General features: G+C 68.9%; 22 protein-coding genes and 1 pseudogene. 10 read left to right on the forward strand and 13 right to left on the reverse strand.

Going from position 1 to position 22656, the window contains the following annotated elements; translation table 11 throughout:
* The first annotated feature begins 285 nt into the window (after positions 1-285).
* On the forward strand, positions 286-477 hold the full coding sequence (locus ACIPSE_RS34310) for a DUF5133 domain-containing protein (RefSeq protein WP_401670503.1): 192 nt from the start codon (positions 286-288) through the stop codon (positions 475-477).
* 695 nt (positions 478-1172) lie between these two features.
* Here ACIPSE_RS34310 and ACIPSE_RS34315 read toward each other — a convergent pair.
* Complete coding sequence (locus tag ACIPSE_RS34315) at positions 1173-1802, reverse strand: hypothetical protein (protein WP_401670505.1); 630 nt, start codon at positions 1800-1802, stop codon at positions 1173-1175.
* Between the two features lie 87 nt (positions 1803-1889).
* Here ACIPSE_RS34315 and ACIPSE_RS34320 point away from each other — a divergent pair, with 87 nt between their 5' ends.
* On the forward strand, positions 1890-2480 hold the full coding sequence (locus tag ACIPSE_RS34320; RefSeq protein WP_401670508.1) for an SMI1/KNR4 family protein: 591 nt from the start codon (positions 1890-1892) through the stop codon (positions 2478-2480).
* 166 nt (positions 2481-2646) lie between these two features.
* Here ACIPSE_RS34320 and ACIPSE_RS34325 read toward each other — a convergent pair whose 3' ends face one another.
* On the reverse strand, positions 2647-3507 hold the full coding sequence (locus tag ACIPSE_RS34325; RefSeq protein ID WP_401670510.1) for a YhjD/YihY/BrkB family envelope integrity protein: 861 nt from the start codon (positions 3505-3507) through the stop codon (positions 2647-2649).
* A 307-nt stretch (positions 3508-3814) separates the two neighbouring features.
* On the opposite strand from ACIPSE_RS34325, the gene ACIPSE_RS34330 reads away from it, so the two are divergent.
* Positions 3815-3979, forward strand: coding sequence for a hypothetical protein (locus tag ACIPSE_RS34330; RefSeq protein ID WP_401670512.1), 165 nt, complete (start codon positions 3815-3817; stop codon positions 3977-3979).
* A 117-nt stretch (positions 3980-4096) separates the two neighbouring features.
* Here ACIPSE_RS34330 and ACIPSE_RS34335 read toward each other — a convergent pair whose 3' ends face one another.
* On the reverse strand, positions 4097-4696 hold the full coding sequence (locus ACIPSE_RS34335) for a TetR/AcrR family transcriptional regulator (protein ID WP_401670513.1): 600 nt from the start codon (positions 4694-4696) through the stop codon (positions 4097-4099).
* Positions 4697-4758: 62 nt separating this feature from the next.
* On the opposite strand from ACIPSE_RS34335, the gene ACIPSE_RS34340 reads away from it, so the two are divergent.
* Positions 4759-5592 (forward strand): SDR family oxidoreductase, encoded by an 834-nt coding sequence (locus tag ACIPSE_RS34340; protein ID WP_401670515.1) that lies wholly within the window; start codon positions 4759-4761, stop codon positions 5590-5592.
* 276 nt (positions 5593-5868) lie between these two features.
* Here the strand turns inward: ACIPSE_RS34340 and tnpA are convergent, their stop codons facing one another.
* Positions 5869-6267, reverse strand: coding sequence for an IS200/IS605 family transposase (gene tnpA, locus ACIPSE_RS34345; RefSeq protein ID WP_401670618.1), 399 nt, complete (start codon positions 6265-6267; stop codon positions 5869-5871).
* An 81-nt stretch (positions 6268-6348) separates the two neighbouring features.
* Between tnpA and ACIPSE_RS34350 the strand changes: the two genes are divergently transcribed.
* Positions 6349-7563: an RNA-guided endonuclease InsQ/TnpB family protein gene (locus ACIPSE_RS34350; protein ID WP_401670518.1), complete on the forward strand. Its 1215-nt coding sequence runs from the start codon at positions 6349-6351 to the stop codon at positions 7561-7563.
* 202 nt (positions 7564-7765) lie between these two features.
* On the opposite strand, the gene ACIPSE_RS34355 is transcribed toward ACIPSE_RS34350, so the two are convergent.
* Positions 7766-8425 (reverse strand): NADPH-dependent F420 reductase, encoded by a 660-nt coding sequence (locus ACIPSE_RS34355; RefSeq protein ID WP_401670521.1) that lies wholly within the window; start codon positions 8423-8425, stop codon positions 7766-7768.
* Positions 8426-8999: 574 nt separating this feature from the next.
* On the opposite strand from ACIPSE_RS34355, the gene ACIPSE_RS34360 reads away from it, so the two are divergent.
* A complete protein-coding gene (locus tag ACIPSE_RS34360; protein WP_401670523.1) occupies positions 9000-9758 on the forward strand; it encodes a DUF732 domain-containing protein in 759 nt (252 codons plus the stop codon).
* Positions 9759-9952: 194 nt separating this feature from the next.
* On the opposite strand, the gene ACIPSE_RS34365 is transcribed toward ACIPSE_RS34360, so the two are convergent.
* Positions 9953-10600, reverse strand: coding sequence for a hypothetical protein (locus tag ACIPSE_RS34365; protein ID WP_401670526.1), 648 nt, complete (start codon positions 10598-10600; stop codon positions 9953-9955).
* Between the two features lie 317 nt (positions 10601-10917).
* Here ACIPSE_RS34365 and ACIPSE_RS34370 point away from each other — a divergent pair, with 317 nt between their 5' ends.
* Positions 10918-12390 carry a NucA/NucB deoxyribonuclease domain-containing protein gene (locus ACIPSE_RS34370; protein ID WP_401670528.1) on the forward strand — a complete coding sequence of 491 codons (1473 nt, stop codon included), beginning with the start codon at positions 10918-10920 and terminating at the stop codon, positions 12388-12390.
* A 414-nt stretch (positions 12391-12804) separates the two neighbouring features.
* On the opposite strand, the gene ACIPSE_RS34375 is transcribed toward ACIPSE_RS34370, so the two are convergent.
* Positions 12805-13341, reverse strand: coding sequence for an AAA family ATPase (locus ACIPSE_RS34375; protein ID WP_401670531.1), 537 nt, complete (start codon positions 13339-13341; stop codon positions 12805-12807).
* Positions 13342-13406: 65 nt separating this feature from the next.
* Positions 13407-13747, reverse strand: a pseudogene (locus ACIPSE_RS34380) (IS630 family transposase); the annotation flags it as partial.
* 575 nt (positions 13748-14322) lie between these two features.
* Between ACIPSE_RS34380 and ACIPSE_RS34385 the strand changes: the two are divergent.
* Positions 14323-14976 (forward strand): hypothetical protein, encoded by a 654-nt coding sequence (locus tag ACIPSE_RS34385; RefSeq protein WP_401670534.1) that lies wholly within the window; start codon positions 14323-14325, stop codon positions 14974-14976.
* Between the two features lie 181 nt (positions 14977-15157).
* Here ACIPSE_RS34385 and ACIPSE_RS34390 read toward each other — a convergent pair whose 3' ends face one another.
* Positions 15158-16150, reverse strand: coding sequence for a helix-turn-helix domain-containing protein (locus ACIPSE_RS34390; protein ID WP_401670535.1), 993 nt, complete (start codon positions 16148-16150; stop codon positions 15158-15160).
* A gap of 136 nt (positions 16151-16286) precedes the next feature.
* On the opposite strand from ACIPSE_RS34390, the gene ACIPSE_RS34395 reads away from it, so the two are divergent.
* A complete protein-coding gene (locus ACIPSE_RS34395; protein ID WP_401670538.1) occupies positions 16287-16823 on the forward strand; it encodes a peptidoglycan-binding protein in 537 nt (178 codons plus the stop codon).
* A 1672-nt stretch (positions 16824-18495) separates the two neighbouring features.
* A complete protein-coding gene (locus ACIPSE_RS34400) occupies positions 18496-19377 on the forward strand; it encodes a calcium-binding protein (protein WP_401670541.1) in 882 nt (293 codons plus the stop codon).
* Between the two features lie 247 nt (positions 19378-19624).
* Here ACIPSE_RS34400 and ACIPSE_RS34405 read toward each other — a convergent pair whose 3' ends face one another.
* The 4 genes from ACIPSE_RS34405 to ACIPSE_RS34420 all read right to left on the reverse strand — a co-directional run bounded on the left by ACIPSE_RS34405 (position 19625) and on the right by ACIPSE_RS34420 (position 22510).
* Positions 19625-20662, reverse strand: coding sequence for an aldo/keto reductase (locus ACIPSE_RS34405; RefSeq protein WP_401670543.1), 1038 nt, complete (start codon positions 20660-20662; stop codon positions 19625-19627).
* Between the two features lie 97 nt (positions 20663-20759).
* On the reverse strand, positions 20760-21641 hold the full coding sequence (locus tag ACIPSE_RS34410) for a sulfurtransferase (RefSeq protein ID WP_401670546.1): 882 nt from the start codon (positions 21639-21641) through the stop codon (positions 20760-20762).
* Positions 21638-22072: an OsmC family protein gene (locus ACIPSE_RS34415; RefSeq protein WP_401670548.1), complete on the reverse strand. Its 435-nt coding sequence runs from the start codon at positions 22070-22072 to the stop codon at positions 21638-21640. Before ACIPSE_RS34415 ends, ACIPSE_RS34410 begins: the two co-directional genes overlap by 4 nt.
* Before the next feature lie 9 nt (positions 22073-22081).
* Positions 22082-22510: a transposase gene (locus ACIPSE_RS34420; protein WP_401670551.1), complete on the reverse strand. Its 429-nt coding sequence runs from the start codon at positions 22508-22510 to the stop codon at positions 22082-22084.
* Positions 22511-22656 lie beyond the last annotated feature (146 nt).

The following is a 22656-nucleotide window of genomic DNA, read 5'->3' on the forward strand; positions in this document are numbered from 1 at the left end:
GTGGGTGACGGTGAGAGTCGCCCCCGGGACCTCTCGATTCGATCACCGCACGATTTCCACGTCCCTGGCGGGCAGGTCGCCGGTGGTGGTGGCGGAGAGGCCGGGACGTGGCGTCTTCCGGCCTGGTCGCGTCACTGGTGTGAGGGCATGGATCTGGCGGGGTGGGGCACCGGGGATGTGTTCGGCGCGCCCGGTTGCGGGCCGTGGTGGCTGTGGGTGGATGCAGCTGGTTCCTTGCGGTGCGGTGGTCGTTCTGCGGGAGGGCTGTGAGAGAGGGGTATCGCCGTGATCGTTCCTGCGGAGAAGGAACTGCGGGCTGTTCTGGCCAGGTTCGCTCAGGCGAGGATCGAACATGACGTACGTCCCACGGGCCGTACGAGCAGGGACCTTGAGGACGCGACGTACACGCTGTGCGTGATGACCGGGGCCGGCAACGTCAAGCAGGCACTGCCGGCGGCCGATGCGCTGCTGGAGTAGTACCGTGCGAGCCGGGCGAGCGTCCGTCAGGATGACGAGACGCTGGCTGCGTAGCGGGAGAGTCCGGGCATCGGGGACGGGACCGGCATCGGCATCGGTGAGGGCAGCGGCGGCCATGTCGAGGCTCGGGGCGCCAGCCTTGGCCCGACGCGGCACGTCCGAGGAAACCGATCCTCGGAGCGGCGCCCCGCAGGATCAATGACGACCGCGCACCGTCGGATCAGGCCTGCTGAGGATGGTCACCAGGCCACCAGGCAGCCCTCGCGCAGGAGTTGCGCCGCCCGGGCTGCGAGCGGTGGGCGTCGAAGCGCTTGGTGCGGATCTCGGCACGCGGGGGATGGCGCAGGCGGTCTACCACCGGAAGAACCTGGAGCAGCGCGGCGGTCTGGTTCGCGACGGCCGTGGGTGGCGTACCTTCCGGTTCGCTGGCTGAGGGCGGCTTTTCTGGTGGTGTTGTGAGGCAGTGGCAGAGCCATGACCACCCGGACCCGCTACGAGCGTCGATGTCAGTGGCGGGGGATACGGTGCGGGGTGTTGGGCCGGACGGAGATCGTGAGGGACTCGCGGCCATGGGGGGTGGGTCGAACAGACCCCGGCCGACGGCTCGGGTCTGCTGTTATTGCCGTGCCCCGCCCCCACCTCCGTCATCCGTCAACCTGGTTGTCTTCCTCGAACCCGTTGCATGCCGACGTGGTTTACCTCCGGTTGTTCCAGAGCGGGGATTTGATGGCGAGGTCCTTCTCGAGTTTCGCGACCAAGGCGTCGGTGAGGAGCGGGGTGTACCGGGTGGCCCACTCTCCGATGGCGGTCAGGAAAGCAATGAGCTGGGTTTGTACGGAGCTCAGGAGTTCGGGTATCCGGGCCAGGGGCAGTTCGATGGGGAGGCCGACCGGGTGTTCGCTGTCAGGACACAGTCTGACGGTCTCCCCGGCGAGTTCGGCGCGTGGTGTGGGGTCGTGGCCGAGCCAAGGGATTCTGCCGTTCATGAGATCCATCCAGTTTCGCCAGTTCTCCAGGCCGAAGCAGCAGCCAGGCGGAGCGATTGTTCCGGTCGAGGTGTCCCGGACCCGGATGCCACCGGGAGCGATGACCTGGTCAGTGGTCAGCAACATGCTGACCTGCTCCGCGCTGTCCTCGGGGTCGCGGGCCTGGGCTTTGTGATCGCTCTTGTTGTAGCTGGTCAGGACTGCCATGGCGGTGCCGATTTCACGCGGGGACAACCGACCGGACAGAGCCAGGAGGTGGTCTGTGGTCGGATCGGCGACGGGCCACGGCGTGAACTCGGTCGGGTTGTAGGTCTCCAGCACGGCATCCATGATCAGCACAGCGCCAGTGTCGCTCGTCAGACGGTTCGAGCGCCGCGCCTTTTCTGGGCACGCCGGTCGTTTGCACGACACGGTTAGGCTCGTCCCATGAAGGAGTTGCCCCTCACCCAAGTTGAGATCGCCGAGGCCGAACGGGAACTCGGTGTGTCTTTTCCCGAGGAGTACCGGTCGTATCTGCGCGAGGTGAGTGCGGGCGGGGCGCTTTTCAGGCTTGAGCGGACCGGGCGTGGTTGGTGGTGGGCCGGGAACGATGCGTGGCGGCGAGAGCTGTTGACCCTTCCCTTTCCGCATCCCGACTCCTACGCCGATGCCGACGACGAACTGATGGACCGTCAACCAGAGGTTGAGGCGTTCGAGGACGACTCCGCGTATCAGACGGCTCTGCATGCCTGGGCCGACGAGGCCGAGAGGTTCGAGGAACTGAAGACGGCCGGTGCAGTCGTCATCCAGGAGCACGGCTGCGGCTTTTCCACCCTGTTGGCCCTGACAGGTTCGCTGGCCGGCACGGTCTGGTGGGACGGGCGGGCTACCTGTGACCTGATCGTCCCGCTGTCCTTGGATCACGTCAGTGGTTCCCGCCCCGTCCAGTTCGGGGAGTGGCTGGATCACGGTTCGTGGGCTCTGTTGCCGCCGGGCTGGGGGTCGTCTCTTCCGTCAGCCCCTGTAGTTCAGCGTTGACGGCCAGCAAGGTGGGAACCTTCGCGGCGCCCGTGGCCAAGGAACGTGTCACGGCGCACGGTGCATGAGGTGAACTTCCCGGCGCCCGGGGTGGGGACACGGTGATACCGCTGTGTCCCCACCCCGGGCGGGAAGGAACACGGGAGGCGGCCTCGGCAACCGCCGATCAGTCGCTTGGGGCCCCCGTCGATCGCGTCACCGTCTCCCCGCCCAGCCACCGATTCAGCGGCGGCTCGGCCGCGAGCACCGCCCCGATGGTGACCGCGAAGGTGATGGCCGCGCAGAGCACGATCAGCCACGACAGGGCGGTCAGGACCAGGCCGAGGGAGCCGTACTCGGCGAGGGTGCGGTTGAGCGCGCCGGGCATGTAGATGCGGGCGGTCAGTCCGAGCGCGCTGGAGGCGGCCGAGGCGAGGATCGCGCCCGGCAGCAGCAGGAGCCAGCCGACGCGGCCCGCCAGGAGAAGGTGCTGCGTCCAGAGCCATACGCCTGTGCCGACCAGGAACAGCAGCGGGGTGCCCAGCCAGAGTCCCGCGCCGAATCCGTCGCGGATCGGGGCCTGGAACAGCAGCACCACCAGCAGGGCGAGCAGCCAGACGATCCAGCGCCAGGCCGCGATGCGGGTGCCCGCCTTGGGAAGTTTCCAGGCCCGTTCGCAGACGCGGGCCATCGCGCGGCTGAAGCTGGTCGCGGAGACCAGCGCGATGACCACGCCGATGGCGCCGCTGGTCTCGCGCAGTGTCTTGGCGGCGGGATCCTTCAGTACCTGTCGCACCTGGTCGGAGGCTTCGCCGTCGAGGCCGAAGATCGCGTTCAGGGAGCTGAGGATCTGCTCGCGCACGGTCTGCGGCGCGAAGGCGGCGAAGGCGAACAGCAGAGGGACAGCGGCCAGGAACGCCTGGGCCGCCAGTCGGGTGCCCGCGTCCAGCAGGTTCGCCGACAGCAGCCGCTCCGTCAGCTCGGTGAGGACGGGAAACCGCTGTTCTGCGGTGTCGCGCAGACGCCGTGCCCTCGCCGCCCACGTCATCCCGCCTCCCGCCCCTGTGTGCCGTCGCCACCTGTCAGCCAACCGGTGCGGAACCCGCCGCGCGAGGCGGGCTGGGCCGACCGGGCAGACCCGACGGAACCCGCACACGGCCGATGGGACAACGGAGTCCTGAACTGGTCCGTCGATCACCGCCCCGATGCCGTGGTGGCGTTCGCCAAGGCGGCTCACCTCGACAGGCGGCTATGCCGTCGCATACCCGTTGGTCGTACTGGCCGGAGTCGTCGCCGGCCGCTCGACCAAGCCGCCGTTGGCGAGGCGGTGCTCTGCTCGCCTTGGTCGGCGGAGCATGGGGTGCGGCCGTGGACTCACCCGCTGCTACCTCGAAGCGCACTGGTTCACCGACGTCGTCGGTGGACGGACGCTCTCCCTCGGATGGCTCGGCCTGTGGAACGGTGCGCCGGCGCTGTGGCTGCCGACGCGCTGGGCGCGGCGCACCACATCGCCGTACTGAGAACGGCTCGCCCTCATTGCTCCGACACCGGGATCCACCGTGCGCCGGTGGGCCTCCTGACCCTCCGCCGTGGGGGCCTGCCCAGCTGTGCTGGAACAGCGGCTCGCTTCGGGCCCGTCAGGGTCGCAATCCGTCGAGCAGGACGCGCACCAGTCCTGCGGCCCGCTTCGGCGCTGTCTCCCCGCGGCAGGTGAGCAGGAGGTAGAGAAGGGACCCGAAGAGGGCGTCCACCACCGCGTCGACGTCTGTGCCGGCACGGAACTCCCCGCTCGACACCGCTGTGCGCATCAGGTCGGCGAGGGCGATGTGCTGGTCGCGGGTGTGGTGGAGGTAGAGGGACTCGGCGTCCATCGGGCTCTCCGCGGCCGCCGCGGTGAGAGCCAGGATGAGGGCCGCGTGGTCCGGATCGGCCGCCGCGTCCGCGGTGCGGCAGAACCACGTGCTGATGGCCTCTGCCACGTGCTGGGGTGCAGCTGCCGGAATGTCGCCGCCGGGGGCCACGGCGAGAAAGGCGCGCCGGGTGACATCGCCGACCAGGGCCGCCTTGGAGGGCCACCGCCGGTACACCGTCGGCTTGCCCACCCCTGCTTGCGCGGCGACCTTCTCCATGGACAGCCCCGCGTAGCCGTCCCGGAGCAGCACCTCTTGCGCGGCGTCCAGGATCACCTCGTCCGTCCCCGTGCTCCGGGGCCTGCCGCGTCGCCGTACCTCTGTCATGCGGCCATTCTAGGAGCGCTACCCTTATTTACGTAACGACACGTAATGTTATTGGAGGCGTGATGAGTTCGCAGGTCATCGTTGTCATCGGAGTCGGTGGGATGGGGCGGGCCATCGCCCGACGTCAAGGCCCCGGCAGCACCCTCCTGCTGGCCGACTTCGACGAGAAGGCGCTCGCCTCCGTCGCGGACGAACTGCGCGGCACCGGACACACCATCACCACCCGTGCCGTGGACGTCTCGTCGCGTACGTCGGTCGCGGCGCTGGCGGACACGGCCGCCGAACTGGGAGCAGTGACCCAGGTCGTGCACACCGCGGGACTCTCTCCGGCCCAGGCGCCGGCCGCCGCGATCCTCAAGGTCGACCTGCTCGGCACCGCGCTGGTCCTGGAAGAGTTCGGCCGGGTGGTCGCTCCCGGCGGAGCGGGCGTCGTCATCGCCAGCATGGCCGGGCACATGCTCCCTGCCGCGGCGCTCACCGCCGAGCAGGAACACGCGCTCGCTCACGCCCTCGCCGACGAGTTGCTCGCCCTGCCCTTCGCCGACGCCGACACGCTGGGCGCTCGGGGCGCCTATCCGCTCGCGAAGTACGCCAACCGCCTCCGGGTACAGGCGGCCAGCGCGGACTGGGGCAAGCGCGGCGCGCGGATCAACTCCATCAGCCCCGGCGCCGTCATCACCCCCATGGGGCAGCAGGAGTTGGCCGGTGAGAGCGGCCACCACATACGCGCCATGGTCGACGCCTCCGGCACGGGGCGCTTCGGCACCCCCGAGGACATCGCCGCGGCGGCGGCCTTCCTCCTGGGCCCCGATGCCTCCTTCGTGACCGGCAACGACCTCTTGGTCGACGGCGGCGTCATCGCGGCCCTGCGCTCGGGCCGCTTGCAGCAGGCCTGAACGACCCGGATCGCACAGCCCCTTCGCCGCCTGGCGCCAAGTGGAGGGGAAGCGTGAGGGGGCACGGAACCCTCAGCGCCCAGCCCCCCCGGCGGGCCCGGAGAATCATGCGGCCCGCCGCTTCCTCGCGGCGGCGGGCCCACCCGTGTCGGCTTCTCGCTCGCGCCGCCATCCCTGATCTTGCGTGGGTATCCCCGGCTTCAGCCGCGGAGGGAAACGCATCCCTACCCCGGAGGCGAGAAGCGCCGGAGTTCTCTGCGCCTTCAGGGGTGACGGTCAGACAGGCCGCTTCTGGCCTTCGATGTACTGACGGATCACGGTGAGCGGCGCTCCGCCGCAGGAACCCGCGAAGTAGGAGCGGGACCAGAAGACCGGGCCCATGCCGATGCGGTTGATCCGGCCAGTGTACTCGGCCCGCAGATAGCGGGAACTGACGCCCTTGAGGCTGTTGATCAGCTTCGACAGGGCGACCTTCGGCGGGTAGTGCACGAGAAGGTGCACATGGTCCTGTTCGCCGTTGAACTCCCGCAGCTCCGCATCGAAGCCGGCGCACACCTCGCGCATGATCTCCTCGCACCGTTCGAGCATGGCGTCATCGAAGATGCCACGCCGGTACTTCGTGACAAACACCAAATGAGCGTGAAGGTGGTGGGAGACCTGACGGCCTCTGCGGATATCGGGGTCTGATTCCCAGCGCGGTGACGTACACCAAGCGTCGTAGGATCACGGAAAACGACTCGGAAGGGGGGTGGGCCGGTGATTCGTGCGTACACGTTCCTCCTGCGGCCCACCGTGGGCCAGACGATCGCGCTCGGCGAGATGCTGCGCGATCACTGCTCCCTCTACAACGGGGCATTGCAGGAGCGCCGTGACGCCTACCGGCACGTGTCGAAGACGAGCATCAAGTACGGTCAGCAGTCGGCGCAGCTCAAGGAGATCCGCGCCTTCGACCCGGAGCGTCAGGGCCGGTGGTCATTCTCCAGCCAGCAGGCCACGTTGCGCCGTCTCGACAGAGCGTTCGCCGCGTTCTTCCGCCGGGTCAGGTCCGGCGATACTCCCGGTTACCCGCGCTTTCGGGGCGTGAACTGGTTCGACACGGTGGATTTCCCCAAGGACGGCGACGGCTGCCGCTGGGACTCCACCCCGCACGACCGGGTGACCCGCGTGCGGTTCCAGGGTGTCGGGCATGTCAAGGTCAACCAGCACCGGCCGGTGGCCGGCGAGGTCAAGACCGTGTCCGTCAAGCGCGAGGGCAAGCGCTGGTACGTAGTGCTCACTGCCGAGCAGGCACAGCCCGAGCCGCTGCCCAGGACGGGCAGTGCGGTCGGCGTCGACATGGGCATCGCCAACTTCCTTGCCGATTCCAACGGCGGGTTCGTTCCCAACCCGCGTCACGGGCGCAGGGCTGCCGGGAAGCTGGAAGCCGCACAGCAAGCCCTTGCCCGGTTCCCGCGGGTCCGGCGCGACCAGCGGACCGCCAACCACCGCCGTGCCGTCCACAAGGTTGCCGACCTGCACCGCAAGGTCCGCCGTCAGCGGCTCGACCACGCACACAAGACCGCCTTGGGCCTGGTCCGCGAACATGATGTCATCGCGCACGAAGACCTCAGCATCCGCAACATGGTCAAGGCCCCCGAGCCGAAGCCCGACCCCGAACAGCCGGGCGCGTTCCTGCCGAACGGGGCCGCCGCGAAAGCCAGACTCAACCACTCGATCTCGGATGCCGGATGGGGGGTGTTCCTGACGATCCTGCACGCCAAGGCTGAAAGCGCCGGACGAGAAGTGATCGCCGTGGACCCCCGCAACACCTCCCGGACCTGCCCCGAATGCGGGCACGTCTCAGTGGAGAACCGGCCCACCCAGGAGAAGTTCCACTGCGTCTCGTGCGGCCACTCGGCGCACGCGGACACCGTGGGCGCCCGCAACGTTCTACGGGCCGGGCTGGTCCGTCGCGACGCCAACCCGGCATAGCGAGAAGCCCTCGCACTCACGCGGGGGAGGAGTCACGAAGGTCATCTCTCGACCCGTGGCAGGGATCTGACGGACGAGGAGTGGGATCGGTACCTCCCGCTCCGCACTCCTCACCGTCCTCAGAAGACGTCCGGTCTCTCCCCTCCCGGGTGGGTCGCACCCTCCTGCGGAGCGACCCGCCCCTGCGACGGTCTCCTGCTCGTCAGCCGCGGAAGTCCGCCGGCCGCTCGGGAGACGCTTCCGCCAAGGCCTTCGTGACAGCCTCGACGTCGGCGCGCAGGCCGTAGACCGGGGTGCCGGGCTGCTGGCGCCAGGAGTCGTCGAGACCGCCGGCGTCGACGGTGTCGAAGCCGAGTTCGTCGATGAGTGCCCGTACCTTCGTCTTGGCGGCCTGGTCGTCGCCCGCGACGGGGAGCGCCTGGCGGTCGGGAGTACCGGCGGGGAGCGGGCGGTCGAGGATGTCCTGGGCGTAGGTGCCGTTGAAGGCCTTGATCACGGGGTGGCCGATGTGGCCTTCGGTCCAGCGGCTCTCGGTGAGGCCGTCGTCCTCGATGGCGTCGATACGGCCGTCGCGCTGCGGGTAGTAGTTGCCGGTGTCGATGACGGCGAAGCCGTCGGCCGCCCCGTCCAGCAGCCCGGACGGCAGGCCCGGCACCGCCTTGAGGGGGACGGTGACGACGACGACCTCGGCCCCGCGCGCCGCTTCCTGGACGGTCACGGGTGTCGCGCCGGTCTCCTCGGCCAGCGCGGTGAGTGTCTGGGGACCGCGGGAGTTGGCGACGGAGACGTCGTGCCCGAGGGTGGTGAGTCGCCGGGTGAGGTTGCCGCCGATGTTGCCCGCGCCGATGATGCCGATCTTCATGACAGGCCCTTCCCTGGATCAATGCACATGCATGCGTTTTGCCTACGGCGGGGCCAACCATGCGGGTGGCGGGGGTATTCCGGGTGTTACGCCAATCAGGGAAGCGAGGGCTCCCGGCGGGTCGGCTGCGGCCCGGTCGGGCCCTCGCTACGCGTGAGCAGTGCTGGGGCGAGCACGGAGGTGATCAGCGCGGTCTGCGCGAGTGGTTCGTGCAGGGCCGCAGCCGGTGGGCCGGGCCGGAGGGCGTTGCCTGCGCGGCTGGCGACCGGGCCCAGGCGACTGACAGACGTCAGGCCATAGGATGATCGTCTTCAGCCGGTGGGGGCCGGCAAGGTGACAGGGGGAGAGGCCGACCATGTCTGAGGTGCGACCGAGACCGGACGACACGGAATCATCCCGGAGCGTTCCCCGCGCGGACGAGTCGGTGGTGACTACTGGCGCCAGGCGCCGCAGCCGATGGGTTGTAGGGGCCGGAGCGGCTGTTCTCGCCCTCGTCGTCGGCGCTGCCGTCCTCATCGACCGGCACGCCGATGACACTCGGCCGCAGACCGTGCCCGCCCCACCGAGCACCTTCATGCCGAAGAGCAGTGCCTCGCCGACTGACGGGCCGCCGTACGTCTCGGTGCCCCAGTTCACTTCTACGACCGCCCGGGACACGGCGTTCGTCGGCGATGTCGCACAGTTCTCCACCTGGCCCAGCGGCACCGTCTCCTACGGCGTCATGTCGTCCCTGCCCGGCGGCAGCGACGTGTCCGACTTCCGTACAGCCGTCATCGAGGACGCGAAAGCGGTGTGCGGGGCTCTTGCCGGCGACACCGACATGAACGACGTGCCCGACACCGTCGGGCTCGCCCTGACCGATCCGATCGACCAGGCCGGGTTCATCGTGGAGGCGGCCACGTTCTACTGCCCCGACCAGATGGCCGCGGTGACCGACGGCGTCTACAGCAAGCCGGTGCCGACCAAGCAGCGCGAAGACTGTCCGGCAGCCACCGCCCTGGAGGTGACGACCTCGCTGGGCGACGAGTCGGGCGACGACGTGATCCGCACGGTCCCGTACAGCGTCGAGATCCACAACACCTCGTCGTACGCGGTGCGCGCTCAGTTGGAGCAGCGCTGGTTCGCGGACGGTTACGAGGACGAGTGGGAGCCCTTCGGGGACGTAACAGCCGATCCGGTCGTGACCATCGAGGCCGGGGACACTTTCACGTATGAGGAAGAGCAGAGCGGTATCTACCACTGGAAGCGCACCGAAGTACGTATCCAGCCTGGGCAGTTCGCGTTCCTCGGGTGCGGATACCAGCCTGGCCCGGGCCCGGCGGCAAACGAGTGAGGGAAGACCGTTGAGCGACTCGGCGCTCGAAGACCTGCGACACCGGGCGAGGCTCAAGTAGGTAGTTCTGTCTGGGGATCGAGGCGAGTCTTCATGTCGTGACCCGGCTTCGCGACAGATGCGGTGCCGCCCGTCCCTGACGTCCCCCGGGTTCCATGACACCAGTGAGGCCCGTGCGTGCCGTTGGGCGGTGCTCAGCCGCGCGGTGGTGTCCAATGCCCCACCGCAATGGTCACGGTTGCGTTCGTGTCGAGGGACTGGAGTCGGTCGGCCACGTCGGTCAGCATCTCCGTGATCCCGGTCCAGCGGGGCGCCCGTTCGTGTCCGGTACGGGTGAAGGGGACGACACAGCCGTGGAGTTGGCCCGGCCGCAGGTCGGTGAACAGGCCGCCGCCTCCGCCGTCGACGGCCACGGGCAGCCACTGCGGCAGCCATACGGGGACTGCTTCGGTGGGGTACAGCGTGCCCGCGGGATCGGCGCTGCGGGCGTGGATGTGCTGTTCCCAGGCTGCCGTGAGCGGTGGCGGCACGATGTCCTGTGCCACCTGGAGGTGAACCGTCCGACGCTCGTCGGCCTCGGCCGCGCCGCAGGGATCGTAGAAGTCGGGAATCAAGTGGCCGCCCGGGGGCGGTGATTGAGATGTCGGCGCACGGTCGAGGCCGTCCGCCCTGGCCCACCAGTCCAGCAGGTCCGGAGGCAGTTCGGCGCCCGCGGAACGCTCCACGACCCGGCGCAGCACCTCGCCTTCGGCGGGCGGGCGCAGGCGGGCGCGGTATCCAGGGGCATGGTCGGACAGCCAGTGGTCGATCCTGTCCCAGGCGTCAGCCGGTGCACGCTCCATGGGCACCGCCTCCTCTCACATCGCAGTTGTGACCGCAGGGCTCACAGGTAGGTCACAACATCTCCCCGCCCGTTTCGGGGGTTTCGGCCAGTGCGTCCCAGTGCGTCGTCGCAGGTGCCTCTTGGAGATCTGGTGAACCGTATGGTCACAGCGGTCACGCGCCCTGCCTTGTAACCGCGGGTACCCCTGGCGGCCCAGCCGTAATGATGGCCGCGTTCGGTCAAAAACGGGGGCCGCTCCATGCGTCACATCTGTACGCGAGTGCACAGCCTTGCCCTGACGGGGTGGCCCCGCTTCCACCGAGGGGGAACACCCGCATGTCGTTGTCACGCATCAGGAGGCGGTTGCGCTGGTTCGCGACCGGTCTGCTGATACCGCTGGCCGTCGGTCTGTCCGGCCCTGCGGCACACGCGCAGGACGCCAGGACCGCAACCACGGCCTCCACCGCCGACGCGAAACTGATCGGCGAACCCGTCCTCCTGCCGTACAAGCTCGGCAAGATCCGCCCGGGAGAGAAGGCGGGCAGGCCCGCGCCCGCCGCGCAGCCCGACCGTATGTCCGCGCTGTCCGCGAAGACCGTCGCGAACGCGCTGCTCAACGCGGGCAAACACGAACAGCACAGCTACTCCGACACCTCCGAGGTGCCCCTGACCAAGGCCGCCACGGTGCCGAGCTCCGAGGCGACCGCGACGGCGGCACCGCCGACCGGCTGGGGTGACGAGCCGCCCCCGGACAGCGCGGCGTGCCTGGACCGGGACGCTTCCGAGACGGCCGCGGGGGAGACGTACAACCGCTGGCTGTGGTGCAAGAAGGGCCGGCTCGGCATCGACTACTACACCGTCAACAGTGACGGCACCCGCGAGTTCCACGGCACCGCCAGCGTCGCGTACGACGCGGTGACCGTGGGCAACGGCAAAGAGCGCGCGGTACGCACCTACTTCCAGGCACAGTACGGCTCCGTCTCCTACGACGGCTGGAACCCCCTGGACGGCTGGATCTGGGAGGTCGACGACCTGTCGATGTACGTCCTGTCCGACTGCACCCAGGACGCGTCGTTCTGCTACGGCACTGGCAGCGGGATCGAGCACACCTGGGACGAGTGGGACTACCACGACGAGTGGCTGCACTGGGACATCTACTCCGACGAGACCGCCTCCACCGCCGCCGACAAGGTCCTGTACCACCAGTGGCACTTCCGCTTCGGCGGCAGCGGCGGCGACTACGTCTACACCACCGGCACCACCGACAACCACACCATCCGCTGCGACTCGGCCAACTACTTCACGTTCTTCCAGGACTACCCGAAGGCGTGCGTGAACTACGACGTCATCCCGCATCTCCAGTACAGCGTCGGCGACAGCCGGGTCACCTCGGTCGCCCAGCACATCCGGTTCGCCCAGAACGATCCCACGCGCACCTACCCGATCGAGATCGAACCCAAGGACATCCCGGGCAAGTACACCGGCTCCCGCGATGAACGCGGACTGCACCGGGTGCCCGCCGGGCCGATCACCAGCACCAACAGGTACTACAAGGACGCGGCCTGCAACCGCACCACCCCGTACAACGACCAGACAGGCCTGCCCGCCTACGACACGGCGACGCGTGACTGCGACGAGTACCCGTTCCAGTCCACCGACGAAGGCGCGGGCAGCCCGGTGTGGGACTTCTCGGTACGCGCCGTGCCGCGAGCCGAGAACCAAGCCGCGGGCGGACTGCTGATCTGGTACTACTTCAGCGATCGCATCCTGCACAACACGGACGAGTTCTGGGTCGACATCACCGGCTGACCGCCGACTCACTCGGCCCACGCGGACAGATCCGATGAACAGGCCGTGCCCGTCCGGCACTTCACGGTCCCGGACGGGCACGGCGCCGACTCGACGGGTGAGCGACTTGCCTTCTATGACAGCTACGGCGAACAGGGGGATCGACTCGCCCACAGAGAGATCATGGAAGGCATCCGCCAAGCCAACGAGCGGCGGCCTGCGCACCCTGCCCGATGGCTCTGCCTTCGGTACGTCCGGTTGTCGGCAGAGGAAGAAGGATCTACGTCATGCCGCTGAGTGCCTGCCACCAGTGTCGGTGCATCACGCTGATTGAGCCGACCCGTCTGTAGAGTGCTTTGGCCACATAAGTTCGCCGGGTCGAGGGGCGTGACGGTCAAGCTGCCAATGAGCGGTGCGGTGGAGTACTCCTTCTGCTTACCAGGCGGACTCTGTCAGCCCCTGAACCGCGTTGATCACGCTGTCCGCCACCGCGGTCACCGGCATGGATGCGTCCATGACTGTCGCGCCGCGGCTTTCGTAGATGGATCGCATCTGAGGGTTCCACTTCAGGGCCGCTGCGAGCTCTTCGGGGTGCTGCCCGAATGTGTTCGTCGTGCGGGTTGCGAGCCGGTGGCGGAGGGTGTTGTCGTCGATCACCAGGCACACGATGTGGTCGAACAGGTCGCGGACGTCTGCCTCGTTCTCCACCGACCCGCACAGGAAAGCGATTTGGGAGCGAGAGGTCTCGACGAGGGTCTCGACGCGCTCACGAACGATTGCCCACCCGTATCGGTCGAGCCAGCCTTCGGGAACCGGGTCCGGAGGATCTACCGCAACTTCGCCCGTGGCTCTGTCGACCCAGCGGCTGAAGCCCTCGTCGGCATCGAGCGCGACGTAGCCACGCGCTCGCAGCGCCGCGCAGAGCGTGGACTTCCCCGTCCCTGAGTTGCCCGTCACCCACACCAATGCCATGCCGCCAGCGTAGACATGACCACCCCGGGGTGGTGCTGTGACCACGTAGGTTCGCCGGGTTGTGGTCAGGCTGCGGCTTTGAGGGGGCGTCCGCCCCAGTGGATGCCCTTCTCGCTTCGGATGCGGGCGCGGTCTTTGCGTTCGGCAGCCAGGACATCGCGGTGTCGGGCGTTGGCGTGGCGCCAGCGGCGGTACTTGTGGGCGGACAAGTTGTCCATGACCAGGTAGATCGGTGCGCTGTCGGGCCGGGCGGCACGGATCGACTTCAGCCCGGCCAGAGTGTTCGCGGCGCCCTTCCCTTCCTTCGGCGGTTGACACCCCACAGGCGGTCGTCGCCTATCGAGTAGCAGCCGTGGAAGCGCCGGACTCCGTGCGTACCTCGGTCGGGGCGGAGCGTTCCGGTCCAGGCGAGCGACACGTACTGAAGTGTGTCCCTGTACCCGTGGCGGCGGGTTCCGGCCCGGCCGTCGCCACTGCTCTCGGCCGGGCAATAGGCACTCGACCCAAGGTGGCTGGAACAGTCAGCCGTATGAGGGGCAGCGCCGCTCTCGTCGACGTGGGCGCCCTGAGGCCCGCGGAGGGCGGCACGCTCGTCCCCGTGCGGGCTTCCCGCCCGCCGTCTGGTGCGCGCATCGGAGCCGGAGCCTCAGCCGGGCTTGGTCGTGGTTCTCCGACGGGCCCCTGTCGAGGCAGGGTGTCGCTGTCGGGGAGGTCTAGCGGTCCCCGCTCGCAAACCCTGGTGGTCACCGCGGGAAGCCAACGATCTGGGCGGATACCAAGAATCCGCCCCAACCTCTCTTTCCCGCTCCTACACTGACAGCCCGGTCGGTCGGCAGCAGTTGTCGGGAGTCCGTCGGGGGACATGCGCCACGCCACGTGCAACGCACGTGTGGAGGCGCTGACATGGGGGTTCGGATGACGCCGGAGGACTCTTCGCATGCCAGATGGGCGACTCGGGCGGCCTGGGCCACCTGTGTGGGGGTGCTGATCGCCGCGATCGCGCTGATCCCCGCGTTCTGGACCGCCTTCGTGGACGGTGACGACGAGGAGAGCGGTCGCAGCTCGCAGCAAGGCGCCGTGGCCTCCGCCTCTTCGGATGCCGCGGGGGATTCCACTCGATCCGACAGCCCGATCCCATCCTCGACCCCGCCTGTCGTGGACAACCCCGCCTCGACGACTTCGCAGCCGGATCAGCCGGATCAGCCGGATCAGCAGGCCGTCGCCGACCCGACCGACGTCGACGTTCCCGGGCAGGAGGAGGGGGCAGCGGGCGCTGGGGACACCTCAAGTGACAGGGCCTCGGGGCCTCTTCGAGTCACCATCGACATGGGTGACGGAGGCAAGATCGGTGTCGCCACCTACAAACGCGGATCCACCCCGGGTGCGAACACCGAGGTCTACGACCAGGCCGGACGGATCGACACCGGCTGTTACGTGCAGTGGACCCTCACGCGTGGCACGACCGTGGTCCACACCCACCGCAGCGGACGCTGCCGCCCGCCCGGTATCACGCTCTTCAACTTCGGCGACAGCCTGGACGAGGTGGGCAGCTACCGCCTCACGGCCGACGTCAGCACGGACTGGGGAAAGCAGGCGACCGCCTCGGTCGACTTCGACGTGGTCGCCGGCGACTGACGCAGGTCTCGTCGCGACCCTTGCGTGCGGCGCCAGCTGGGACCAGAGCTGATCTGGACGACCCTGGACTTCCCACTGGCCGGCAGCACGCTCTGCGCGCTCCTGATATTCGTCATGGCCACCGTCGCCGCCACCGAGGAGATCGGCCCCTTGGCCGGCCTCGACCAGATCGAAGCGATGGTCAAGCGCCAGGCATTCGCGGGGCCTTTCGCAGGAGTGCGGCTCCGAGCGGGGTGAGCGTGTGCAGCACGGTCGGCCCGATGTGACGGCTGGTGGTCAGTCCGGCGTCGCGCAGTACCGAGGTGTGCCGGCTGGCGGCGGACAGCGAGACCCCGACGGCCTGGGCGAGTTCTCCCGTGGTCAGCCCGTCCGCGACGCACCGCAGGACCCGCGCGCGGGTGTTCCCCAGCAGGGCGCTCAGCGGAACGTTTTCCGCCGGGAGTGCTTCCTCGGGGGCCGTGGAATGGTGGAGCGGGCAGGAGAGCACGGGCGGCAGGCCGGGGTCGGCCAGGGCGACCGGCGTTCCCCAGGAGAAGTACGTCGGCACGATTCTGATGCCGCGTCCGCGCAGATGGAGATCACGGTCCGTCCGGTAGTCCACCTCCAGGACGGGCGGTTGCCAGCGGAACCTGGGTCCCAGGCTCGTCAACAGCCCTTGTACGCCGTGGGTCAGCAGGGCGCGGGCGAGGAGGGCGCGGTGCGCGACGATCCCGCCGGCCATGTGCTCGGTGAAAGGGGCGACTGCCACGTCGTGGTACCGGCGGATGAGCTCGGTGAACTCCCGCCGCTCGGCCCCCTGGTCCAGGCGCCGGGCCCAGGAAGGCACAGGGGAGACGGTGTCGAGAAGCCGCAACTGGGCCAGGACGTCGCGACGCGGCAAGCCCAGGATGGCGTCGAGGGCCGCCGTGATGCCGCCCTCGGACTCCGGTGGGGTCAGGAAGTCGGGCAGGTAGGGCCCGAGGGCGTACAGCGGGAACAGCCCCTGGCGCACCTGCTGCGCCAGGCCGGACGCGTTGAGGTCGGCCCGGACGGTCCGGTGCCAGGCGGCGAACTGCCAACGGCCACCCCGAGATTGCAGCCGGTGGAGCGTGGAGAGGACCTCCCACATGGGGTCCGGCTCCGCGGCCACGCGGACGCGGGCGAGATCGGCCTCGGTGAAGTGAATGCGGAGCATGCGATTCCCCCCTCGGAGCATCACATTTGCGCTGAGACGCAAGAGTGTGTCGCCGATGTCGGGGTCCTGCCAAGGTGCGGCCAGGCCCTGAGATTCCAGGGCCGATTCTGATGTCCGACCGACCGAACCAGGAGGAATGCGAGTGTTCACGAAGAGAGCCAAGGCGACCGCCGGCGCCGTCGCGGCCCTGACCGCCGGCGTCCTCGCCCTGAGCGCCAGTCCCGCGTCCGCGAGCGGTACCTACAGCGGCCTGGCCTACGTCTACGGTGGTGGGCCCTTCATCGACGACTGGAACAACGAAGGCATCGTGGACCAGAGCCACAACCGCACGTCGAACGCGACCTGCCTGTGGCAGAAGATCCTGTGGGCCGACGGCATCCTCGAAGCCGGCGAGATCGACGGCGACTTCGGCCCGGTGACCGCCGCCGCGACGGAGATCTGGCAGGACCGGTACACCACCGACACCCCGGACGGCTCCGCCGGAAAGATCACCTGGACCGCGGCCGGCAGGAGCCTGTACAACTCCGACGGCTTCCAGAGCGGCAACTCCCCGAGCTACTACCAGGGCGTCGCCCACTACTTCTACGTCAGCCGGGACAGCAACGGGTACTACCACTTCCCGGACTACTGGGGCGACGACCGGATCGCCGGCTACAACTACCGGACCTGCTAGGCATCCAGACGAGAGCACGGTCGGACCACGGCCCCATCTGACCCGGTGGTGGCGGCAAGCGTGTGCGTACGACCGCACAGCGCCGTCGAGAACAGGTCCGCCACCTGTTCCAGCGCTGCGCCGCGGCAGGTGTCACCGGTGCGGCGCTGTCCCCTTTTGCTGATGTCCTTGTCGACCAGGGAGACGGTTCGCGGACGCGCCACCGATCAGAATCTTGCCGGAGCCGGTGGCTGCGATCACCTGCGCGAGCAGTCCCTGGGACGGGACGCCGGCGCCGGGTTCCTGAGACAGGTTCGGGGCGGTCGTAGCCTGGCAGCGGAAGGCCGCCCCGTCAGACCACGCACCCCGGGGCGCGACAGCGGCCGGCGTTGGATCGGCGGGGTATGAGGGTCGCTCGCGTCGCGGCGCGTGGCTGGCCGGGTTCTGGTCAGATACGCAGCACCACGTCTTCGTCGACCGGGTCCGGTCCGCCGCGGTGGACGAGGACGGGCTGGCTGTCGGGGCACCGGCCTCCGCCCGCGCAGGATCGCGCGGGCGGAGGCGAGCAGGTGCCGGTCGGTATCGGTCACCCCGCCCGCGTCCAGACGGCGGGCACCCGACAGGTACGCCTCGCTCATCCACCGCAGGACGTGCACGTCGAGGACGACCAGGAAGCCGGCGCCCAGCAGCCGGGGCAGCTCGGTGTTCCCGTCCGCCCACCTGGTCCGCCCCCGTGCCGATCGTGCCGCCGTATCGAAATCTCTCAAAGGAATGGGAAGCGCATCCCGGATGATCTCGCCCCTCGATCCGAGGGCTGCCGAGAGAGTCGGCCAGAGCGTGAACGCCTACGAGGAGCGCGCCGCGCCGCCGCCCTCGATGCCGGCCGCCAGCCGGCCGCGCTCGGCCTCGGTGACGACCTGGCGGGCGGGAGGGCGGCACTCTGTGCTGAACCGCGGTGAGAGCTGGACGCTGACCTACGACCGCATCCCCGTGCTACGTCCAGCCTCGATTTCGCTCTGCGTCCGAGTTTGACGAACTGAGGGTCCGAGACCCGTCCCATGTCGACTTCCCGAAAGGGCGTTATCGTTTTGTTCTTGAATGTGCGGTTCCTTCGATCTGCCGTACCTGGACGCAGTCTTCTTGAACGACGGCTGATCGCGGAGGCCACCGTGTCACGGCTGCGCCAGGACTCCAGATGCCGGGCGACGCCGATGCGTCCGGTGGCTCTGAGGACGACCGACCGGTCGGCGAACTCCACGTCCCGGAGCAGGCTCTCGATCCCCACCCCCACCCCGCTCACGGACCGTGAACAAGAGGCCGCCTTGCGCGCTGCGGCCCGCAGCACCACCAAGGAGAGCGCCCACACCAGGAGGGCAGTCTTATCGCCGGCCGGGGTTCGCAACGCGTCCTGCTGTGCGGCAGACGGATGTGAGTAACGCCTACTCATGCTCTGGGACGCCACGACGGTCATGCTCTTCATCGGTGAATTGACCGTTCACCCAAGGCAAGGAAACGGTCGTCACGAGCGGCTCCGCGCGAGAGGTCCACGTCGTGCGCTGTGCAGCCCGGCCACCGCGTGCACGCCAGGTGCTGAGCAACAGCACTGCTCGACACGGTGGTTCGTGAATCCGGCCGTGTTCCGGCAACCGAAATGGGGGAGTCGATGGAGAGAAGAGCATTAGCCCGTGTCACCGTGGTCGCCGCGATGGTGGGTTCTGCCGTGGTGATCGCGGGAGGACAGGCGAACGCGGCCACAGGTGTCGCGCGAAGCGGGGCGGACGTGATCGTGAATGCGGCAGCCGGCCGAGCGAACAACATCACGATCAGCCTGTCGGGAACCACCCTCATCATTCAGGACACGGCGGACACCCTCGCCGCCGGCACCGGTTGCAGTCCGCTGAGCAACGGCACCGTGGCCTGCCCGATCGACGTCGTCAACGCCTCCGTCGTCGTCAACGCCGGAGACGGGAACGACATCATCAACAAGACCGCCCCCATACGCGGAGAGCTCAACGGGGGAACGGGCAGGGACATCATCAACGGTGGCTCCACGCAGGGTAATACCAACGTTCTCAACGGCGGACCGGACAACGACACCGTGAACGGTGGTCCCGTCTCTGACGTGGTCATCGGAGGAACCGGCGCCGACACACTCAGCGGTGGCGGCGGCACCGACATCGCCAGCTACCTGGACAGCACCACGGGCGTGGTCGTCGACATCGACAACGCCGCCGACGACGGGGTGGGCGGAGAGGGCGACAACGTCCTGACCGACGTGGAGTTCATCTACGGCAGCCAGTTCAGCGACACGATCACCGGAAGTGCGGGAAACAACGCCCTTCTGGGCTTCGGCGGCAGTGACCGTCTCGACGGCGGCGCGGGCAACGACAGTCTCGTGGGCGACCTGATCGGGCAGATCGGCAGCTTCGGCTCCGACACCCTGATCGGCGGCCCCGGAAACGACACACTGGACAGCAAGGACAACATCTCCGGCAACGACACACTCGACGGAGGCGCGAACACCGACACATGCCAGTTCGACACCGGTGACCGCGTGGGTCTCTGCGAAGGATAGGTACCGGAAGTCCGCGGCCGGCCGGCTCCTGGGGGAGCGGCGAGCGGCGAGCGGCGTGCGGCCGAAGCCCGACAGGGCGACGGGTTCGGGGCAGGGCGTCGCAGCGCCTTGCCCCGATTGCCGATCCGGGAGTCCTGCAGCGCACTGCTTCGAGCCGGGACCGGGATAGCCGCCCGCAACGGGTGATGCGCTGTGTCATCCACACGCAAGGACATACCGTGGGCGGCCGGTCTCGACGTCCCGAACGTCAGAGCTTGAGAGCCGTCCCGTGCACGGCGTGTTTGTCGATGAGCAGCAGTTCCGCCTCGGTCAGAGCGGGGAACTCCAGGGCCCGTGTGTTGTGTTCGAGTTGGGCGACCGAGCTGGCGCCTATCAGGGCGCTGGTCACCTCGGGGCGCCGCAGGACCCACTGGAGTGCCAGCTGCGCGAGCGACTGCCCGCGTTCGAGGGCGATCTGGTTGAGGGCCCCGGCGCGCTCGCGGTAGGTGTCGTCGATGGTGTCGGGGGAGAGGAACGCGCTGTCCAGCGCGCGGGCTCCGGCCGGGATCGTGGCTCCCAGATACTTGTCCGTGAGGAGTCCCTGGGCCAGAGGGCTGTACACGACGAGCCCGAAGCCGTCCTGTGCCGCCAGGTCGAGGAGCCCGTCCAGCTCGGGGCGACGGTCGAAGAGGGAGTAACGCGGCTGGTGCACCAGCAGGGGTACGCCGGCGGCCTGGAGGAGTTCCACCGCCCGATGGGCGAGCTCGGGCGGATAGTTCGACAGCCCCACGTACAGGGCCTTGCCCGACGTCACCGCGGAGACCAGAGCGCCGACCGTCTCCTCCAGCGGAGTCTCGGGGTCGGGACTGTGGCTGTAGAAGATGTCGACGCGGTCGGTGCGGAGGTCGCGCAGGCTGTGGTCGAGGGAGGCGAGCAGGGACTTGCGGGAGGCGCCGCGCTGGTAGGGGCTCGGGCCGATCGGGTTGCCGGCCTTGGTCGAAAGGATGAGTTCGTCGCGGTAGGGGGCGAGATCCCGGCTCAGGACCGTGCCGAAGAACTTCTCGGCCGCGCGGTGCGGAGGGCCGTAGCGGTTGGCGTTGTCGAAGTGGGTGATGCCGAGGTCGAAGGCGCGCAGCACGATGTCGCGCTGGGTCGCGTAGGGGTGGGCGGTGCCGAACTTCTGCCACAGGCCGAAGGAGAAGGCGGGCAGGCGCAGCCCGGACGTGCCGGTACGGCGGTAGGGGAGCCGTTCGTAGCGGTCGGGGGCCGCGGTGTGCGGGGTGTTCGGCGGGATGGGGCTCGGCATGAGGGTTCCGTTCGTCGCGCTGTGCGGGAAGTCGAAGGTGCCGGCGGGAGGGGGGAAGGGGGGTGGACGGCGGCCGTACGTCAGGCGTCCGGTCGGGTCACGCGCAGTCCACGTCCACCGCCCCGGACCGCGTGAGGTGCGCTCCCTGTTCCACCGGCAGTGACGCATCCCGTCCCCACGCCGACCACGAGTCGACGTACAGCCCCACCTGCTGGTCCAGCAGCGCGCCCACGAAGACGAGGAGGGCGCTGGACACTCCGCCGCCGCAGTACGCGCCGACCTCGTGGGCGCCGATCGCCCGGCGGGACAGGAACCATCTCCTCAGGTCCGGGAGGGGGCGCAACAGCCCGTCGGGTGCGACGAGTTCACTGGACAGGGCGTGGACGGCGTGCGGAACGTGGCCGGTTCTCGGTTCGCCCTCGGTGCCGTTGTAGGAGGCGGCGGGCCGGGAGTCGAGGAGGGTTCCGTAGCGGGCGATGTCCAGGACGTCCCTGGCGTCGAGTACCCGTCGTCCGCCGCTCTGGCCTGCGGGGGGCGGGATCGGCGCGTCCACCGCGGTCGCGGACGGGCCCGGCTCACGAGGTGCTCCGGTCGGGCCGCCCGCTCTGACCCAGGCGGGCAGCCCGCCGTCCAGGACGCGCACCGAGGTGAATCCCGCCCAGGTCAGCACGAACCACGCGCGCGCCGCCGACGACAGTTCCTCGATGCGGCGGGTGTGGACGACGATGTCGTCGTCCGGGAGCACACCGTGCGCCCGCATTCCGGCGTGCACGGCGTCCCGGGCGGGTAGCGGCAGGTGTCCGCTGGTGTCGGTGGGGATGCCGGCGAAGTCGGCGCGGACGGAGGTGCGGACGGCGCCGGGGATGCTCCCGGTGATCGGGTCCGGACCCTCCGCCATGACGCGCCACGGCGCCACTTCGACGAACACGAGGTCCTCGCGCTCGGCGTGTGCCGTGTGCGCGTCGATGAGCCCGGTCATGGCAGGGGACCTGAGGCGTGGGGGACGAAGACCACCGGGAGGCTCTCCTTGAGGGCGTTGTAGATACGGCACCGCTTCTTGTACTCGGTGACGAGCTGTTCGGGTGTCACATGGTCGACCTGATCGATGAAGCACTCCATGACGAGGGTGCCCAGGTAGTCGCCCTCGACCTTGCGCTCGATGCGCGCGAAGATCTCGACCTTCCGCTCGGGCTGGCCGCTGCGGACGAAGTCGGTGCGGAACGCGTTGAGTGCGCAGGAGACGAGGGAGGCGACGAGGAGGTCGAGGGAGCTCGCCTCCTCGCCCGGGCCTCCGCTCCGTACCGAGCCGTCCGAGACGAGCTCGAACCCGGGTCCGGCGATGGTGTACCGGCCGCGGACGTCGGTGGTCCGGCCATGGAGATTGCTGGTCACGGTTACTTTGTCGCTCACCTCTGGAGTCTAGGTCCGTGCGTTGTGCTCGCCTGCCGGGTCCGCGGTGGGCACATGGGCCGTGGTCGCCTGGCGCAGTTCGTCGGCGAGCAGCGCCACCACCCGGGTCAGCGAGCGGTTGTCCTCCTGGAGCACTCCCACGCGGTGTTCCAACTCGCTTATCCGCGCGAGGAGTTCGGTGCGGTTCGCGCCTCGGTACCGGGCGGGCGCGGGGGAGTCGACGGCCTCGGGGGTGTGGTCGTCGGATTCGTCGTCGTAGTCGTAACTGCCGTCGTCGTAGCGGTTCAGCCACTTGCGCAGGGACTGAGGGCCCACCTCGTACTCCTCGGCGACCTCCCGGACGATCGACCGGTTCTCCGGCTCGTCCCGCCGTCTCTCCAGCACTCGTTCGACCGCGAGGCGGCGGACTTCGTCACTGTACTTCCTATCGAACACCACGCCGGTTCTCCGTTCAGGAGACTGCAACATTACTGACACGCTACATATCGCGCCCTCGTGCAAACATATCGGCTACGAGGGACCCGTACCCAGCAGATATCACGTCGTATCACTTGTCCAGTGTGGCTTTCACTCACGACACCTCT

This window comes from Streptomyces sp. NPDC090106, assembly GCF_044747265.1.
In the GTDB taxonomy this organism is placed as follows: Bacteria; Actinomycetota; Actinomycetes; order Streptomycetales; family Streptomycetaceae; genus Streptomyces.

What these genes read in the sequence shown, in the direction of transcription:
- ACIPSE_RS34320 (WP_401670508.1), top strand. Translation starts at nt 1,890, where the DNA reads ATGAAGGAGTTGCCCCTCACCCAAGTTGAGATCGCCGAGGCCGAACGG.
- ACIPSE_RS34325 (WP_401670510.1), bottom strand. Translation starts at nt 3,507, where the DNA reads ATGACGTGGGCGGCGAGGGCACGGCGTCTGCGCGACACCGCAGAACAG.
- ACIPSE_RS34330 (WP_401670512.1), top strand. Translation starts at nt 3,815, where the DNA reads ATGGGGTGCGGCCGTGGACTCACCCGCTGCTACCTCGAAGCGCACTGG.
- ACIPSE_RS34335 (WP_401670513.1), bottom strand. Translation starts at nt 4,696, where the DNA reads ATGACAGAGGTACGGCGACGCGGCAGGCCCCGGAGCACGGGGACGGAC.
- ACIPSE_RS34340 (WP_401670515.1), top strand. Translation starts at nt 4,759, where the DNA reads ATGAGTTCGCAGGTCATCGTTGTCATCGGAGTCGGTGGGATGGGGCGG.
- ACIPSE_RS34355 (WP_401670521.1), bottom strand. Translation starts at nt 8,425, where the DNA reads ATGAAGATCGGCATCATCGGCGCGGGCAACATCGGCGGCAACCTCACC.
- ACIPSE_RS34360 (WP_401670523.1), top strand. Translation starts at nt 9,000, where the DNA reads ATGCCGAAGAGCAGTGCCTCGCCGACTGACGGGCCGCCGTACGTCTCG.
- ACIPSE_RS34365 (WP_401670526.1), bottom strand. Translation starts at nt 10,600, where the DNA reads ATGGAGCGTGCACCGGCTGACGCCTGGGACAGGATCGACCACTGGCTG.
- ACIPSE_RS34370 (WP_401670528.1), top strand. Translation starts at nt 10,918, where the DNA reads ATGTCGTTGTCACGCATCAGGAGGCGGTTGCGCTGGTTCGCGACCGGT.
- ACIPSE_RS34375 (WP_401670531.1), bottom strand. Translation starts at nt 13,341, where the DNA reads ATGGCATTGGTGTGGGTGACGGGCAACTCAGGGACGGGGAAGTCCACG.
- ACIPSE_RS34390 (WP_401670535.1), bottom strand. Translation starts at nt 16,150, where the DNA reads ATGCTCCGCATTCACTTCACCGAGGCCGATCTCGCCCGCGTCCGCGTG.
- ACIPSE_RS34395 (WP_401670538.1), top strand. Translation starts at nt 16,287, where the DNA reads ATGCGAGTGTTCACGAAGAGAGCCAAGGCGACCGCCGGCGCCGTCGCG.
- ACIPSE_RS34405 (WP_401670543.1), bottom strand. Translation starts at nt 20,662, where the DNA reads ATGCCGAGCCCCATCCCGCCGAACACCCCGCACACCGCGGCCCCCGAC.
- ACIPSE_RS34410 (WP_401670546.1), bottom strand. Translation starts at nt 21,641, where the DNA reads ATGACCGGGCTCATCGACGCGCACACGGCACACGCCGAGCGCGAGGAC.